Origin of the sequence: Microbacterium sp. YJN-G (assembly GCF_015040615.1) — a bacterium.
In the GTDB taxonomy this organism is placed as follows: Bacteria; Actinomycetota; Actinomycetes; order Actinomycetales; family Microbacteriaceae; genus Microbacterium.
The window spans coordinates 871,714-887,944 of record NZ_CP060402.1; the positions used below are offsets into that span (position 1 = coordinate 871,714).

The 16,231-nt window shown below is 65.9% G+C and carries 13 protein-coding genes; 5 read left to right on the top strand and 8 right to left on the bottom strand.

The window, feature by feature from the left end; translation table 11 throughout:
- The first annotated feature begins 103 nt into the window (after positions 1 to 103).
- Genes H7694_RS04020 through H7694_RS04035 form a run of 4 tightly spaced genes read left to right on the top strand, consistent with a single transcriptional unit; the run spans position 104 to position 3,574 of the window.
- Complete coding sequence (locus H7694_RS04020) at positions 104 to 1,060, top strand: ABC transporter ATP-binding protein (protein WP_193598265.1); 957 nt, start codon at positions 104 to 106, stop codon at positions 1,058 to 1,060.
- A 1-nt stretch (position 1,061) separates the two neighbouring features.
- Positions 1,062 to 1,817, top strand: a complete 756-nt coding sequence (locus H7694_RS04025) for an ABC transporter permease (RefSeq protein WP_193598266.1) — start codon at positions 1,062 to 1,064, stop codon at positions 1,815 to 1,817.
- A 9-nt stretch (positions 1,818 to 1,826) separates the two neighbouring features.
- Positions 1,827 to 2,936 carry a sensor histidine kinase gene (locus tag H7694_RS04030; RefSeq protein WP_227468277.1) on the top strand — a complete coding sequence of 370 codons (1,110 nt, stop codon included), beginning with the start codon at positions 1,827 to 1,829 and terminating at the stop codon, positions 2,934 to 2,936.
- A gap of 5 nt (positions 2,937 to 2,941) precedes the next feature.
- Positions 2,942 to 3,574 (top strand): response regulator transcription factor, encoded by a 633-nt coding sequence (locus tag H7694_RS04035; protein ID WP_193598267.1) that lies wholly within the window; start codon positions 2,942 to 2,944, stop codon positions 3,572 to 3,574.
- Between the two features lie 26 nt (positions 3,575 to 3,600).
- Here the strand turns inward: H7694_RS04035 and H7694_RS04040 are convergent, their stop codons facing one another.
- The 7 genes from H7694_RS04040 to H7694_RS04070 form a co-directional block, all read right to left on the bottom strand.
- Positions 3,601 to 5,325 (bottom strand): thiamine pyrophosphate-binding protein, encoded by a 1,725-nt coding sequence (locus H7694_RS04040; protein ID WP_193598268.1) that lies wholly within the window; start codon positions 5,323 to 5,325, stop codon positions 3,601 to 3,603.
- 146 nt (positions 5,326 to 5,471) lie between these two features.
- Positions 5,472 to 6,284, bottom strand: a complete 813-nt coding sequence (locus H7694_RS04045; protein ID WP_193598269.1) for a class II glutamine amidotransferase — start codon at positions 6,282 to 6,284, stop codon at positions 5,472 to 5,474.
- 163 nt (positions 6,285 to 6,447) lie between these two features.
- Entirely contained in the window at positions 6,448 to 7,539 is a 1,092-nt protein-coding gene (locus tag H7694_RS04050; RefSeq protein ID WP_227468278.1) for an ABC transporter permease, read from the bottom strand.
- Positions 7,536 to 8,477, bottom strand: coding sequence for an ATP-binding cassette domain-containing protein (locus tag H7694_RS04055; RefSeq protein WP_227468279.1), 942 nt, complete (start codon positions 8,475 to 8,477; stop codon positions 7,536 to 7,538). The genes H7694_RS04050 and H7694_RS04055 overlap by 4 nt, the downstream gene beginning before the upstream one ends.
- Before the next feature lies 1 nt (position 8,478).
- Complete coding sequence (locus tag H7694_RS04060) at positions 8,479 to 9,327, bottom strand: ABC transporter ATP-binding protein (protein ID WP_193598271.1); 849 nt, start codon at positions 9,325 to 9,327, stop codon at positions 8,479 to 8,481.
- On the bottom strand, positions 9,324 to 10,250 hold the full coding sequence (locus H7694_RS04065) for an ABC transporter permease (protein WP_193598272.1): 927 nt from the start codon (positions 10,248 to 10,250) through the stop codon (positions 9,324 to 9,326). Before H7694_RS04065 ends, H7694_RS04060 begins: the two co-directional genes overlap by 4 nt.
- Positions 10,251 to 10,347: 97 nt before the next feature.
- The gene (locus H7694_RS04070) at positions 10,348 to 11,955 is read right to left on the bottom strand and encodes an ABC transporter substrate-binding protein (RefSeq protein WP_193598273.1); all 1,608 of its coding nucleotides are present in this window, start codon (positions 11,953 to 11,955) and stop codon (positions 10,348 to 10,350) included.
- A 432-nt stretch (positions 11,956 to 12,387) separates the two neighbouring features.
- On the opposite strand from H7694_RS04070, the gene H7694_RS04075 reads away from it, so the two are divergent.
- Entirely contained in the window at positions 12,388 to 14,697 is a 2,310-nt protein-coding gene (locus H7694_RS04075; protein WP_193599066.1) for an arylsulfatase, read from the top strand.
- Between the two features lie 52 nt (positions 14,698 to 14,749).
- Here the strand turns inward: H7694_RS04075 and H7694_RS04080 are convergent, their stop codons facing one another.
- Positions 14,750 to 16,231 carry an MFS transporter gene (locus tag H7694_RS04080; RefSeq protein ID WP_193598274.1) on the bottom strand — a complete coding sequence of 494 codons (1,482 nt, stop codon included), beginning with the start codon at positions 16,229 to 16,231 and terminating at the stop codon, positions 14,750 to 14,752.

The window sequence follows — 16,231 nt, forward strand, 5'->3', positions numbered from 1 at the left end:
CGACCCGTGCCGGGCCCCGCCGAGCCCGGGCATGACAGATGTCATGCCGAACGGGTGACATCGGCCCCCGGCGCAGGCGGCATCACGCGGCCAGGCTGGGGGTATGCAGACCACAGCCGAATTGCAGACGCGGGTAGCGCCCGCACCCACCGAGCGCGGCGTCGTCATCGAACTGCGCGGTGTCAGCCGCCGGTTCGGTGTCGGCGACCGCCGCGTGCGGGCCGTCGACGGAGTCGATCTCAGCATCTGCCGCGGCGAGGTCGTCGCGCTGCTCGGACCGAACGGGGCCGGCAAGACGACGACGCTCGACATGCTGCTGGGCCTCACCGACCCCAGCGACGGGACCGTGCAGGTGCTCGGCGGCACGCCGATGCACGCGGCCAAGAGCGGCTCCATCGCCGCCGTGCTGCAGACCGGCGGCCTGCTCTCGGATCTCACCGTCGGCGAGACCGTGCGGCTCGTCGCGTCGCTGCACGGCCGGGCCGCCCTCGCACGGGTGCCCGAGATCCTCGAGCGCACCGACCTCACCCGCCTCGCCCGCCGTCGCGTGGCGAAGTGCTCGGGCGGTGAGCAGCAGCGCGTGAAGTTCGCGCTCGCGCTCACCGCCGACCCCGACATCCTCGTGCTCGACGAGCCCACGGCCGGTATGGACGTCACCGCCCGCCGCCGCTTCTGGGACGTCATGCGCGCGGATGCCGATGCCGGCCGCACCATCGTGTTCGCGACCCACTACCTCGAAGAGGCCGAGCAGTTCGCCCGCAGGACGGTCGTCATGAACCACGGGCGGGTCGTCGCCGACGCCCCGACCGCGGAACTGCGCGCCGGGCTCGGCGCGCGCAGGGTCGCGGCGACGCTGCCCGACGCGGGCGCCGATCACATCGTGGCGGCTCTGCGACAGCATCCGGCCGTCTCCGACGTGCGCCTCGACGCCGCCCGCCTCACCCTGCGCAGCACCGACTCGGATGCCGTTGCAGCCGTGCTGCTGGCCGAGCGCGCCCGCGATCTCGAGATCACCGCACCCACCCTTGAGACCGCCTTCACCACCCTGACGGAGGACTGAGATGATGACGACGACCACCATGCTGCGGATCGAGGGCGTCCGCCAGCTGCGCAATCCCTACACGCTCGCCTTCACCCTCGCGATGCCCGTGGTGATGTACCTGCTGTTCGGCGCGAGCGCCGGCTACGGCAGCATGTCGGCCGGGCACGGCAACGTCGCCTTCTACGTGATGGTGTCGATGGCCGCCTACGGCACGGCCGTGGCGATGAGCTCGCTGACCTCGCTCGCCGCGGCCGAGTCGAAGCAGGGCTGGGGTCGGCAGCTGGCGATGACCCCGCTGAGCACAGCGGGGTACGCGCTCACCAAGCTGCTCACCGCCTTCACCTTCGCCGTCCTCGCCCTCCTGGCGGTCTTCATCGCCGGTGCCGTCACCGGGGCGCAGGCCACCGACCTGTGGCGCTGGTTCGCGACGGCCGGGATCATCCTCGGCATCGGGCTCATCTACGGGCTGTACGGCCTCGGGGTCGGACTGTTCTTCAACGCCGACTCATCGGCTGCGCTGGCCTCGATCTCGATGACGTTCTTCGCGTTCTTCGGCAATGTGTTCATGCCGCTGGACGGTGTGATGCTCGACATTGCGCGGTTCACGCCGCTCTACGGATTCGTGGCGCTCTCACGCTGGCCGCTGACAGACGGCGTGCTCACCACAGGTCAGACCGACCCGCTGTGGATGGTGCTGCTGAACATCGTCGTGTGGGTGCTGCTGTTCACCGCGCTCGTCGTCGCCGGTGTGAAGCGCTCGCGCCGCCGTCAGTAGGGTGAGACGGTGACCAGCCAGTACCGCACCGCCGCGCGCCCCGAGCCGAAGAGTCATTGGGACCGGTACGGCTGGCTGATGGCGGTCATCTGGCTGTTCTTCCTGATCTACCCGGCGATCGCGCTGATCGAATCGACCGCAGCCCCGATCTGGATCGCCATCGGCTGGACGGCACTGGCCGCCTTCGTGGTGCTCTACGTCGGCGGCTTCATCCGGGGGCTGCGCCGGGGAGACGGACTCGGGCGGCCGGTGTCGGCAGGGCAGTGGTGGATCTTCGGCGGTCTGATCGCCTGTGCGCTCGTGTCGATCCCGGCCGAGCGGGCGAATGCACTCAGTTTCCTGCCGTTCATCATGTCATTCGCCTCGTACGGCCTGACCCGGGCGGCGCACTGGATCACCACGATCGGCGGGGTCGTGATCACCGCGGCGTGCGTGCTGCTCATCCCCGGCTGGTTCGCCTTCGCGACGATCCTGGTGATCGTGGTGCTGATGGGCGTGGTGAACACCGTGTCGACGTGGCTGATCATCCGCTCATCCGAGGCCGAGCAGCTGGGGCGCGAGCTGGCCACCAGCGAGGGACGCGAGGCCGTCGCCCGCGATGTGCACGACCTGATCGGTCACTCGCTGACCGTCGTGCAGCTGAAGGCGCAGCTGGCGCAGCGGCTCATCGACACCGATCCCGGACGAGCCAGGGCAGAGCTCGCCGACATCACCGCGCTGACGGCCGAGGCGATCGCCGGGGTGCGGGCCACGGTCGCGGGGGCGCGGGCGACGACGCTGATCGAGCAGCTGGCATCGGGGCGCGACGCGCTGCGATCGGCCGGCATCTCGATGCACGTCGACGGCGAACCTGCCGCGCTCTCTCCCGTGCAGTCGCTGACGGCCAGCTGGGTGCTGCGCGAGGCGATCACCAACGTGCTGCGTCACGCGCACGCGACGGTGGTCGCCGTGACCATCGCCGCGGGCCGGCTCGTCGTGGTCGACGACGGACGCGGCCCTGCCGGCACGGGCGAGGGCAACGGGGTGCGCGGCATGCGCGAGCGCGCCGCCGCCGCCGGCGCCACACTCGAATTCGGCGCGGGGACGGAGGCGGGGACTCGAGTGGAGATCAGATGGTGAATCGGATGCCGCAACCCGGGCGTTCAGGGCAACGCATCCGCCTGGTGATCGCCGACGACCAGGCGCTGGTGCGCGGCGCGCTCGCCGCCCTGCTCGAACTCGAGGGCGATCTCGAGATCGCCGGCGTCGCCGCCGACGGCGAGCAGGCGGTGCGATCGGTCGCCGAACTGCGGCCGGATGTCTGCCTGATGGACATCCAGATGCCCGATCTCGACGGCATCGATGCGACCCGGCGGGTGCGGGCGGCCAACCCCGGCACGCGCGTGCTCATCGTCACGACGTTCGCCAGACCCGGGTATCTGCGCGCGGCGCTGGATGCCGGAGCGAGCGGCTTCATCGTCAAGGACACTCCTGCCGAACAGCTCGCCGACGCCGTGCGCCGCGTGCACGCGGGGCTGCGCGTGCTGGATCCGGCGCTCGCCGAGGAGAGCCTGTTCGACGGCGCGAATCCGCTCACCGACCGCGAGCAGCAGGTGCTGCGGCTGGCTGCCGACGGCCGGTCGGCCGGCGCGATAGCATCCGAGGTCTTCCTCTCGGCCGGCACCGTGCGCAACCATCTCTCCTCGGCGATCGGCAAGACCGGCGCCGCCAACCGCACCCAGGCCGTGCGCATCGCGCAGGACAAGGGATGGATCTGACCGGCGACTGATCGCCGCGGGTGCGATCAGGAGTTCACGCGGATGATCTCCTGCTGGTACGGGGCGATCACCTTGCCCGAGATACGCAGGTCGAGCACGAGGAAGCGGCGCTCATCGGGGTTCTCGGCGGCCCAGGTGCGCAGACGCTCGAGGTCGTCGAGGGTGCGCACGACCACGCCCTCGGCGCCGACGGCCGTGCCGAAGGCGGCGAAGTCGACCTCGGGGATCAGCATCGGCGCCTCGGCCAGGCCCTTCAGCCCGTACAGGTTCACCTCGGCACCGTAGGCGGCGTCGTTCCAGATCACCGCGATGCCGTGCCCGCCGGCCGCTCGCACGGCGGATTCCAGGTCGGCGATCGCCATGAGCCCGCCGCCGTCGCCCGAGGTCAGCACCACGGTGGACTCCGGCCGCGCCCGGGTCGCGCCGACCACGCTCGGCCAGCCCTGCCCGATGGACTGGAACGCGGTGCCGATCATCATCATCCGGTCGGGGGCGGCGACCGGCCAGTACATGTTCGCCCAGCCGATGAAATGCCCGCCGTCCGAGACGACGACGCGGTCCTCGGGCAGCAGCTCGGCGATGCGGCGCGCGGCGGAGCGCGGGTCGAGGCGGCCGTCGTCGGCGAGGTCGTCACCCGCGGCGTACGCGCGGGCGGCGGTGAGGTCCACGCTCTCGCGCCACGGGGTGTGCGCTTCGCGCGGGGATGTGCGCTTCGCGCGGACGGATTCCGCGGATTCGTCCGCGGCAGGCGCATTTTCCCGCGCGGAGTGCGCGGCGGAGAGGCGGGAGACGAGTTCGGATGCCGCGATGCGGGCGTCCGCGCGCACGAATCCGCCGATGTGGGCGTGCGTGGCAGCCGGCGCCACATCGACCTGGAACACCCGGGTGCCGGGGGCGAACAGCTCGCCGAAGCGCATCGTGAACTGGTTCAGTGACGCGCCGAAGACCACCGCGACATCGGCCTCGCGGATCAGGCCCATCGCCCCGTCCGCGCCGAAACCGCCGGTCACGCCCAGGTCATAGCGGCTGTCGGGGAAGATCCCGCGGCCCAGGGCGGTCGTGGCGGTCAGTGCGCCGGTGGCATCCGCGAGCGCGCCCAGCGCCTCGCCGGCGCCGGCCAGCCACGCACCTCGTCCTGCCAGCAGGAAGGGACGCTCGGAGGTGCGCAGCGCCTCGGCGATCTCATCCAGCATCCCCTCGGCGAACTCGCCGCGTGCGACCAGCGGCTCCGGGATGCGGGGGGCGGGCGCCTCGGGTACGGGGCCCGCTTCGAGCGCGGCCACGTCGTAGGGGATCGCGAGCACGACGGGCACCCGGTAGGTGAGGGCGTGCTCGACGGCGATGACGGTGGTGGCGGCAGCATCCGCCCGCCCCGTCGTATAGGTGCGCGCGCCGACCGCGGAGGCCATGGCGATCTGATCGACGTCCCAGGGGCGAGGGCCCGAGGTGGGCTCGTCGCCGACGACGAGCACGAGCGGCACGTGCGCCTGCACCGCCTCGGCGAGGGCGGTCAGGGTGTTGGTGAACCCGGCGCCGTAGGTCGAGGTCGCCGCGGCGATCCGTCCCGAGGCACGGAAGTGCGCGTCGGCGGCGACGACGGCTCCCTGCTCGTGGCGGACGGCTGTGAAGATGGCATCCGTGTGCGTCTCGATGGCGTCGAGGAAGTAGGCGTTGCCGTTGCCCATGACGCCGAAGACGTGATCGACGTGCTGGGCGAGGGTGAGGGCGACGTGGGCGGAGACGGTGGGCATGGCGAAGCCTTTCAAGACGGGAACGGAGGGGATCCGTATATGTCTCGCCGCTCGCGCGTCATCGCGCGGACCATCGGGTCTCAGAGTGCTTCGTGCCCCTTTTTCGGGCACCGGCCGCAGCCGGACGATTCGATTCTAGCGTCCGATCAGCCGTGTGCCGCGGCCACAGGCGCCAGTTCGAGCGTCGATGTCGACCGGTCGGCGAGGTCGATCGCGGTCACCGACTCGGCCGGCAGCGCCTGCCACTCGGCCGCGGCGACGCCCGTCGAGCCGATCAGGATCGTCCCGTCGTCCACATGGCTCCAGCGCAGCGCGAAGTAGTCCTCGTTGTGCTCATCGGGCAGCTGGGGATGCTCGCCGATCACGTGCAGGTCGGCGTCGGAGAGGATGCTGCGCGCGCTGGCGTGCACGACGATCAGCTGAGTGCGATCGAGCAGGATGGCGTTGAGACTGGCACGCGGGAACACCTCGCGCAGCCGGCGGGCGACCGTGGTGGTCGCCTCGAGCAGCGGGGTGCCGAGGGCGAGCTGCTCGCGGATGAGCGCGAAGTACATCTCGCTGTCGGTGTCGCCGGTCAGCGACGCACGGCTCTCGTCCGTCAGCAGCGCGGCCACGTCGCCGATGGGCTTCAGCGACCCGTTGTGCTCGAAGGCGAGGTCGCCGAACCTGAAGGGATGCGCGTTGCGCTCGATCACCGGAAGCCCCGACGTCGCCCACCTCAGGTGCACCATCGCGGCACGCGCGGGCACTGCGAGCGCCGCGTCGAACACGGGATCGGTCGCCGCCGAGATCGCCGAGCGCTTGACCACCGGGGCATCGCCCGGATGCCGCACGCCCGCCCAGCCCCATCCGTCGCCGTGCAGCCGCGCCAGCGACAGCAGGCTCTCCTTGCCGTCCGGCCCGAGCTCACCGCCCGCGGTGGCGGGTTCGGGGGAGACGTAGGCGAACAGACGACACATGAAAGGACCTCGGACGGATATCGGGATGCAGCCGTGCATTCATCCGCGTGACGAATGCACTCTTCGTTTGTACCCCATCCACAGCGCGTGAGGGCCGTCGGTTTACGGCGGATGACGCGCCGGATGTTCAATGCCTGGAGTCGTTGTGGGTTGCCGTGATCGCTCATCCCGCTATGGCGTCGTTGATGACAGGTTCGGATGACGCTGGCTTGGGGGAGTCTGCGCGCTTGTTCCCGCCGGCGGTGACCTGGGAACGAACTCGTGGGTCAGTGCATGCGATCACGATGTCGACGGCGACGTACGCGAACAGGAGGGTGGTGGCGATGATGAGGACGAATCCTTGGATCACCGGGATGTCGACTTGGAGAATGCCGGTCAGTGCCCACGTGCCGATCCCGGGCCAGGAGAACACCGTCTCCAGGATCACTGCACCGCTGAGCGCGGCACCGCTCAGGATCACAAGGAAAGTGAGCAAGGTGCGACGAATGTCGCCCATCGCGTACCGGAAGACCATCCACTCACTCAGCCCGCAAGCTCTCGCGAACTCAACCTGCGGAGACAGGAGCGCAGCGGTCAGGCCTGTTCGAACGACTCGGGCGAAGAATGCCGAGAAGAAGATTCCTAGGGTGATGATCGGCAGCACCGCCCGAGCGATGGCGCTGCCGATCGTCTCCCAGGAACCCGCCAGCGCAGCGTCGATGAGCACCGATCCGGTGACCGCCGGTGGAATCGGGTCGAGAGGGGACAACATGCCAAGTGGGGGAGGCGCGATGCGCAGTATCTGAAAGAAGACATAGATGACGATGAGGGCCAGCGCGAACTCCGGCAGCGCAAGGGTGGCGGATGTGTACCCGGACAGCACGCGATCAACCCGTCCCCCACGCCGATAGGCGCTGAGGGCGCCGATGGCGGTCCCCAGAACCACCGCCAGCAGGATTCCCGGTATCACGAGCAGCAAGCTGGGGACCAGTCGCACCAGAATCTCCTCCGTGACAGGTGTTCCGGAGAAGTATGACGTACCGAGATCGCCAGAAAGCGCCGATGTCAAGTAGTTCCACCACTGGACATGAAAAGGCTGGTCGAGCCCGAGCTGGGCATTCAGCGTCGCAACCTGCTCCGGCGTAGCGAATTCGCCGAGGACAGCCAGCGCTGGGTCACCGGGGATGAGGGAGACCAAGGCGAAACTCGCGGAGATGACGACTATGAGCAGAAAGCCCGCCAGTAGGACACGTCCGAGGACGAAGCGGATCATCATCTGCTCCTCTCACCGGTGAGGTGCAGCGCCTCGACCTGCAGCTCACAAGCATCATCCGGCATGTCACACTTTCGGCCTGAGGACGATATGGCAGTCGTCGGGTGGTCGTCGGTGTTCCCTCCGCGCGTGGACTCTCCGGGGGTGAGGGAGAGAACTGCCGAAAGCAACTTCTTGGTGTACGGGTGTTGTGGGCGTTCCATGATGTTCTCCGTTGGGCCGATCTCCACGATGTTCCCCAGATGCATCACCGCTGTGCGGTTGCAGAGTCTCCTGACCGTGTGGATGTCATGGGAGATGAAGACGAATGTGAGCGACTTGGTCCGCTGAAGGTGGACGAGCAGCTGGAGGATGCTGGCTCGTACTGTCTGGTCGAGAGACGAGGTCGGTTCGTCCAGCACGACGAAGGTAGGTTCGCTGATGAGGGCGCGGGCAATTCCCACGCGCTGCTGCTGTCCGCCGCTCAGGGCACCGGGTTTCCGTGAGATGAACTCTCGGGGCAAGCCAACATCGTCCAGCATCGCCAGCACGCGTTCGCGGCGCTCCTTTGCCGACTTCACGATCTTGGTCGCGACCAGCGGCTCCTCGATGATCTGGAGGACCGTCATCCGAGGGTCGAGGGAGGCGTAGGGTTCCTGGAAGACCACCTGGAACCGCGATCGCGCACGTCGTAGTGCCCGGCCGCGCAGCGACGTGAGGTCTGTGCCTTCGAGGACCACCGTCCCGTCATCGGGGTCGATGAGTCGGGCCAGCAGCCGGCCGAGGGTGGACTTTCCTGAACCGCTTTCGCCCACGAGGCCGAGAGTGTCACCGCGTTGCAAGGTGAGGCTGACGTCGTTGACCGCGACAACGCTCCCTCGCTTTCCTCGGGAGGCGAATGTCTTGCTCAGATTTCGAGCGGTGACGATCGGCATATCCGTAACACCCGTTTCCTTGTCCATATCACGCTGCTCCGGTCCTGGAGGTCGACTGCCGGAGGGCGTGGTCACGTTCCTCGATCAGCCCCTTGCCAGAGGCAGCGTCCAGCAGCGCACGCGTGTATTCGTGCTGGGGTGAAGTGAAGACACTCGAGACTTCGCCGATCTCGAGAATGTCGCCGCGATACATGACCGCGACTCGATCGCAATATGTGGCGACGACCGTCAGGTCGTGGGTGACCAACAGCATTGATCGACCGGAAGACACGATGAGGTCCCGCATCAGGTCGAGGACCTGTCGCTGCACCGTCATGTCGAGCGCCGTTGTCGGCTCGTCGGCGATGAGGAGTTTCGGATCGAGGCTCAGCGCGATCGCGATCACTACTCGCTGAGCCATGCCGCCGCTCAGCTCGTGGGCGTGTCCGGCGAGCACACGATCCGCGTCGGTGATGCCGACAGAGTGCAGAAGTGCAGCTGCACGCGCTCGCGCCGTCTTCCGGCTGATCTTCTCGTGTGCACGCATGACGTTGAAGAACTGATCTTCGATCGACAGGATCGGATTGAGCGCATCGAATGGATTTTGGGCCACAAATCCGATCTGCGTACCTCGGATCGAACGAATCCTCCTCGGCGACAGCGTGCTGATCTCAGCGCCATCGAACGCGATGCTCCCGAAGCTCCGACCGGTGGGCGGCAACAGCCCGATGATCGACCGCGCGGTCGTGGACTTTCCTGAACCTGATTCGCCGACGAGTCCGATGATCTCGTTGCGTTCGACTGTGAACGAAATGCCGTTGAGGATCTGGCGGGTCTGACCGTGCAGGCCGAACTCAACGCTGAGATCCGAGATCTCCAAGAGTGGTCTGGTGCTCATGAGTTGCCTCCTGTTGCTTCAGCGCGAGTCTCAATGCCGTCGGCGATTGCATTGAAAGAGACCACTACGAGGAAGATGGCCAGGGTCGGGAAAGCCGCCGCCCACCACTTGCCGTCGATGAGGAGCGTCATCCCGTCACGAATCATGCCGCCCCACGTCGGAGTGGGCGGGTTGATACCGACACCGAGGAAGTTGAGCGCTGCGATGACCCCGATAGCGTTCGCTGCGGCGAGGGTCGTTTGCACAAGCGCAATCCCGTAACTGTTACGGAAGATGTGCTGCACCGCGATGCGCAACGGAGAGCATCCGGCTGCTACAGCGGCTTCGACGAATCTCATCGAGCGCAGCGCCACTGCTTCTGCACGCACCAGACGGGCGAAGCGCGGGGTGTTCACGATCGCGATGGCGATGATGATGTCAAAGGCAGTCCCGCCCATGAGCTTGATCGCGACGATCACGAGAATGAGGATCGGGAGGGCCGAGAAGCCGTCCAATCCGCGCATGAAGATGTCGCCGGCTCTTCCGCCGGATGCCGCGAGGCCGACCGGCACGCCGAGCCCCAAAGCCACCAGAGCACCCGCTATGGCGATCGGGATGTCGCGGGTTGCGGCGTCGAGCACCCGAGAGAACACATCGAAGCCATATCCGTCTGTCCCGAAAAGGTGAGTAGCGCTCGGCGGCAACGCGATCGAACTGACATCTGGCTTTGTCGGAAGATGCGGGAGGTCGATCACTACGCTCGAGAGGATGAACGCACCGAGGAACACAAGTGCGAGGACGATCGTGATGTCACTCTTGTGTTTGAGTGCGGCCAACTGTGCGCGCTTGAGCCGCGGGAATCTGCTGGCTGCGACGAGCGAGGATGTCGTTGCGCCGACGACCACCGCAGAAGTGGGAGTTGAACTGTACTCCGCGAATTTCATGGTTCACCGTGGCTTTCGGGTAGGTGCTTGATCACAGTGCGGTGAGTCCGGAGGCCTGCCGGGAAGCGACTTCCATCAGTCGCCTCCCGGCCGTGCATCACTTGCCGAACGACGACCAGGCCAGCTGCCCGTTGGGCATCGGAATGCCGGTGGTCATGCCGTTCGTCGCGATCACATAAGGCGTCTCGACCAGTTCGATGAGGGGGACCTCGGTGTCGCCGATCTCAGCGATCCGCTGGAACAGAGTGTCTCGCTTCTCCTTGTTGTCCGCCGGGGTAGACGACGCCTCGGCGAGTAGCTCAAGCAGTTCGGGGCTCGTCCAGAACGTGCCGCTATTGTTCGGCGACTCCCCGAACTTGACGTAGGTGAGCCATGCAGGATCCGCCATCGCGACCGGCTCGCCATATAGGGCACTCTGATAGAGGTGCGTCTGATACATGATGTCCGTCATCTGAGTCGGGCTCGTGATCAGCTCCAACTTCACGTCGACACCGATTTCGGCGAGCATGGACTGGACGAGCACGGAACTCTTCGCGGTGACGGGGCCCGGCCGGGTGGGACTGTAAGTCAGAACCAACTCGAAACCGTCGGGGTAACCGGCCTCTGCGAGGAGTTGCTTCGCCTTTTCAGGATCGTACGTGTAGGCGTCGCCATACTCGCCGAAGCCGAACGCCTTGTTGAAGGACGACACAGCCGGAGTCGCGTAGTCCGAGTACGCGCCCTTGACGAGCTCCTCGCGATTGATCGCCATCGAAAGTGCGGTACGGACCCGCACATCGTCCAGCGGGGCCTCGCGAGTCGAGAACATCAGGTTGTCCATGTTCAGGCTGGCGCATTCGAGGATGTCGATCCCGGGCTTCTCGGAGAGGGCGCGGAACTGACTGGGCTGGAACCCGACCGCGACCTGGGCTTCGCCGGTCTCCAGCAGCTGCTGGCGGGTGGTGTCGTCCGGGACGCTCTGCACGGCGACCTTGGACACGACGCGGTCTCCGCCGCCCCAATCCGGATCAGCGGTGACGGTGAGAGATTCGCCGGGACTGAAGCTGCTCAACTCCCAGCCGCTGTAGTCGGCCAGATTCGTGAACAACCACTTCTGGGCTACGGGGTCCTCAGCGGTCGCATGCGACATCGCTTCGGTCGAGTCGTAGATGTACGCGAGTGGATTCTGCAGGGCATCCAGCGCGTTGGACTGGAACGACTTGAGATTGAACCTGAACGTGCTGTCGTCGATCTTGGTGATGAGATTGTCGACGTCGTAGCCGGAGCGCGCGAAGGAGGACTTCAGCACCGGCTGTACGACGAAACCGTATTCGGTGAAACTCCAGATCACGTCATCAGTGCTGAGAGTGTTGCCGGCCTGACTCTTGAGGGGGCGCAGCTTCACCTCGATCGACTTCAGGTCGTCACTGAGCTCGATGCTCTCGGCGAGCTTCCCAGCAACCTTGCCGGGAACGGGGTTCTCACAGGCCACCTCGTAATTGGCCAGTTGAGAGCCCAGACCCGTGAGAACCGCCTGTGACGCGTTTCCCCCGTACGGGAATATCGTCAGATTGTCCGGAAGACTGGGTAGGACCATCACGGCGGTGTCAGGAACCGCCGCGTCGCCCTCGGGAGAACCTGCCTGGCTTGCGCCGCATCCGGACAATCCGAGGACTGCGGCGATTCCGGCGGCTGTTACGCCGAACATTCGATTTGACTTGATCATGCTGCCCCTTATTCAGGGTGCTTCGATAGCGAGCACCACGCTGTGACTCAGTGGCTTCACTGTACTGAAGATGCCATCAATATGTCAAGAGAATCGATGCTTGGATGAAGTGGTCGTGCTGGATGGCTGGTTTCGCGTGCGCCAAGGCCAGCCTAGTTGGTTTGCGTCCGCGTAAGTCGGCTGTTGACGCAGGTGTGCGGGTCGAGGGTGTCAGGGGGTGCCGCTGTCGCATCCGGGGTTCAGGTGGGGCGCGGGTAATGCATCCGACTTCGCGACGTGCCCCTCGGTCTACGCGTGTGTCCACACTATAGTGAAGCTAGCTCATCATGATGAAGATCCGTGTCGGCGGAAAACATACGGCCTCACGGAGATCGCGCACTCCCTGGGGTGACGCGGTCATCGACACGAAGTGGAGGGACCCTGGTGGACACAATGGCACATGCCTATCCCGACGGAGCACGCGGCTATGAGACCTTCTCCGGTGTGGTCGATGAACTGGCTTCCCGGTCCACACCGAGTTGGCCGCCGCTGACCGAGGCGGCGGATGGCTCTCCAAATGTCATCCTGGTGTTGGTGGACGATCTTGGATTCAGCGACATCTCTCCGTTCGGGGCCGAGATCGAGACCCCGACGTTGCGCGAGATCGCTGAGGCGGGGTATCTCTTCACCAACTACCACACATCGACGGTCTGTGCGCCGGCGAGGGCGTCGTTGCTAACTGGCCTGAACCCGCACCGCGCGGGCTTTGCCACGGTCGCTGGATCCAGCCCGGGGTACCCTGCGTTCACGGCCGAGCTGCCTCCGGACGCGCCGACACTCGCGGAGTCCTTTCGCGCGGCGGGGTACGCGACGTTCATGGTCGGAAAATGGCACCTCACGCCGTCGAACAGGCTGCACGACGCCGCGGAGAAGTCATCGTGGCCGACCCAGCGGGGATTCGACCGCTACTACGGGTGCATGGACGCGTACACGACGATGTTCCAGCCGCATCGCCTGATGCGGGACAACAGTCCGGTCACGGTGGACGAGTACGACAGCTCGTTCTATCTCACGGATGCACTGACCGACGAAGCGCGTTCGATGATCGCCGGCTTGCGGGCAAACGATCCGAGCAAGCCGTTCTTTCTGTATTTCGCGCATCAGGCGGTGCATGCGCCGTTGCAGGCAAGACCCGAAGACATCGAGAAGTACCGGGGTAAGTATGAGGCCGGCTGGGACGTCGTGCGCAGAAACAGGGAAGCGCGCCAGCGGGCAGACGGACTCTTTCCGAAGGGATGTACGGCGGCCGCGCCGGATGAAGAGTTGACTCCATGGGCGGATCTCTCTCTGCCACAACGTGCCTGGTTTGCGCGTTGCATGGAGGTCTACGCCGCGATGGTCGACAGCGTCGACCAGAGTCTGGGGAGGCTCCTGGCTCAGCTGCGTTCGATGGGCGAGTATGACAACACGATCGTTGCGTTCACCTCCGACAACGGCGCCAGTGGTGAAGGCGGCGTTCACGGTACCAGCGCTTACTTCGCATCGATGGGAGCGCCGACCGAACTGGGGCTGGCGACCTCGGACTCGGAGCTGAGTCTGGACGAGGTCGGCGGACCTCGACTCATGATGCACTATCCACGCGGTTGGGCTGCAGTATCGAATGCGCCCTTCGCCAAGTACAAGCGATACATGACAGAGGGGGGCATCCGTGCCCCACTGATCGTTTCGTGGCCCAAGGGGCTGCCGCGTGACGTCGAGGATGCTGGGTTGCGCACGCAATACGTCTACGTCTCCGACCTCGGTCAGACCCTGCTCGCGCTCGCTGGAGTCGAGCCGCTCAAGCGACTGAACGGCCAGAAGGTGAAGGCGGTCGACGGCATCCCGTTCGACGAGGTGCTTCGTGATCCGGAGGCTGACTGCACCCGCACCGAGCAGTATTCGGAATTCGGCGGCAGCCGGGCCCTCAGCAGTGGCCGATGGAAGATCTTGACCTCGCACCGTCAGGGCGACGAATTCTCCGACTCGCAGTGGCAACTGTTCGATATGGAGAACGACCCGTGCGAGACGAGGGATCTGGCACAGGAACTCCCTGAGGTCGTCTCGCGACTTGCACGCCGATGGAATCAACAGGCGTGGCACAACACTGTGTTCCCGCTCAATGATGATGGGACGCTTACCCGTACCCGACCCTCCTCGGATCTGATTCTGGAGCAGCCGACTGTACTGACGCCGGAATCGCCGACGCTGGAGCGTTTCCGCTCGAACCGGTTGATACGTTTGCGGTCCTTCGAAGTCGTGGTGCGGCTCGTGCCGGATCGAGTTCAGCGGGGAGTGCTCTTCGCCCACGGTGATCAGGGAGGTGGCTACGTCGCTTTCCTCGAAGATGGTCGCCTCTGCTTCAGCTACAACGAATACGGCCGGATGCACCGGGAGACTGTGCCGCTCGGGTCGTGCGACCCGGAGGTCATCGCGTTCTCGTTCTCGGCGCTCGCGGACATCCGATGGCAGATCGACGTGAGCATTGACGATGAGCCGGTGCTTGCGATGGGGCCTGTTGTGCAGCTCACCGGTGCGGCGCCCTTCACCGGAATCAGCGTCGGCATTGACCGCGGAAGCCCGGTCGATTGGGAACTGCACGACCGAAGAGGGCCCTTCCGGTATTCGGGGCCGCTTGAAGTTGAGTACCGACCAGGGAACCGCGCGGACTACAACACAGAGATCATCGCGGACATCGATCGCACGGCCGCTGCGCGAACCGATTGAGCCGACTCGGAGCTCGCGACGACTCGTGTCGGAGAGCGGCGGTCCGCGGTTCCTACTCCGCGAGAGGATGCCGCTCGAGCAGCGCGATCATCACCATGGCGGCGACAGCGAGTGGCACCAACGCCAAGAAGAGGGGGGACAACGCTGCCGCGTAAGCTTCGGCGATAGCAGAACGCAGCTGCGGGTCGAGCAGGGCGAGTCGATCTGGAGAGACCGTCGCCAGCGGCAGATCATCTTGAGCCGCTATACCGCGGCGGTCCAGCGCGGCGGCGAGCGTGTCTTGCAGGCGCCCGGCGAATGCGACCCCGACCAATGAGATCCCCATCGTGGCGCCGGCCTGACGGAAGAAGTTGTTCGCAGCGGTGGCGACACCGACGTTGTGTGCGGGTAGCGCATTCTGCGCGAGCAAAGTCAACAGGAGCACGTTGGTGCCGATCCCGGCACCGAGTAACGCTGCTGATAGCGCCAGGCGCATCGGAGTCGTGTCGGCGCCGAGAGTTCCCAACAGAACGAGGCCGGCCGCGACGGCACCGGCACCGACTGTGGGAATGAGGATATACCGCCCGGTGCGTGACACGGCGAACCCCGTGAGAGCGGATGCGATCACGGTGGTGAGGATCATCGGGAGCAGCAACAGCCCAGCTTGGAGGGCGGACAGGCCGAGCACCATCTGGGCGAACGACGGAAGATACGAAAGCACGACGAACGAGGCCACTCCACTGCAGATCATGCCGGCAGCGGTAGCCAGAACGAACGTGCGACTGCGGAAGAGGATGCCCGGCAGCACGGGCTGCTCGGCCCGGCGCTCCGCAGGCAACAGCGCGAAGCAGGTTGCGGCGGCGATCACTCCAAGAAACCAGGACCACTCAGCAGAGAGCGATCCTGAGGCTGCGGTCACCAGCGCCGTCGTTCCGATGCAAAGCAGGAGCATGCCCCCGATGTCGGGTGCGACGCGGCTTGAGCCTGGACCGCTCGCCGCGATGTATCGCGCACTGAGCGCCAAGGCCATGACGAGCAGTGGAAGGGTCCCCCAGAACACCCAGCGCCACCCGGGGCCGTCGGTAAGCCATCCTCCGATGAGTACTCCGCTGATCGTGGCCACTGCCCAGACCGAACCGAATGCGCCTGCGTACTTCGCTCGTTCACGTGAAGGAACGGCCGCCGCCATGATCGTCTGCGTCAGCACCATGACCGCACCGCCACCGATCCCTTGTGCAAGACGAGCGATGATGAGCACGTCGAGATTCCAGGAAGAAGCCCCCAGCAGGGTGCCGGCGCCGAACACGACGCTTGCTCCGAGCAACAGCCTCTTGCGATCGACGACATCGGCCAAAGCGCCAGCCAGCGGCATGCTGAGAGTGGCAGTGAGCACGAACGCTGCGACGATCCAGCCGATACGATCCAGACCTCCGAGCTCGGCGATGACGGTGGGCAACGCGGTGTTCAGTACGGTCTGGTTGAAGGAGACGACCAGCATCGAGGCCATCAGCGTCACCACGAGCATGCGCACCGACACCGGCGGCGACGCGGTCAT

Bases quoted from the DNA above. Each gene is read 5' to 3' on its own strand.
- H7694_RS04020 (WP_193598265.1), top strand. From the start codon at position 104: ATGCAGACCACAGCCGAATTGCAGACGCGGGTAGCGCCCGCACCCACC.
- H7694_RS04025 (WP_193598266.1), top strand. From the start codon at position 1,062: ATGATGACGACGACCACCATGCTGCGGATCGAGGGCGTCCGCCAGCTG.
- H7694_RS04035 (WP_193598267.1), top strand. From the start codon at position 2,942: ATGCCGCAACCCGGGCGTTCAGGGCAACGCATCCGCCTGGTGATCGCC.
- H7694_RS04040 (WP_193598268.1), bottom strand. From the start codon at position 5,325: ATGCCCACCGTCTCCGCCCACGTCGCCCTCACCCTCGCCCAGCACGTC.
- H7694_RS04045 (WP_193598269.1), bottom strand. From the start codon at position 6,284: ATGTGTCGTCTGTTCGCCTACGTCTCCCCCGAACCCGCCACCGCGGGC.
- H7694_RS04050 (WP_227468278.1), bottom strand. From the start codon at position 7,539: ATGATGATCCGCTTCGTCCTCGGACGTGTCCTACTGGCGGGCTTTCTG.
- H7694_RS04055 (WP_227468279.1), bottom strand. From the start codon at position 8,477: ATGGACAAGGAAACGGGTGTTACGGATATGCCGATCGTCACCGCTCGA.
- H7694_RS04060 (WP_193598271.1), bottom strand. From the start codon at position 9,327: ATGAGCACCAGACCACTCTTGGAGATCTCGGATCTCAGCGTTGAGTTC.
- H7694_RS04065 (WP_193598272.1), bottom strand. From the start codon at position 10,250: ATGAAATTCGCGGAGTACAGTTCAACTCCCACTTCTGCGGTGGTCGTC.
- H7694_RS04070 (WP_193598273.1), bottom strand. From the start codon at position 11,955: ATGATCAAGTCAAATCGAATGTTCGGCGTAACAGCCGCCGGAATCGCC.
- H7694_RS04075 (WP_193599066.1), top strand. From the start codon at position 12,388: ATGGCACATGCCTATCCCGACGGAGCACGCGGCTATGAGACCTTCTCC.
- H7694_RS04080 (WP_193598274.1), bottom strand. From the start codon at position 16,231: ATGACCGCGTCGCCGCCGGTGTCGGTGCGCATGCTCGTGGTGACGCTG.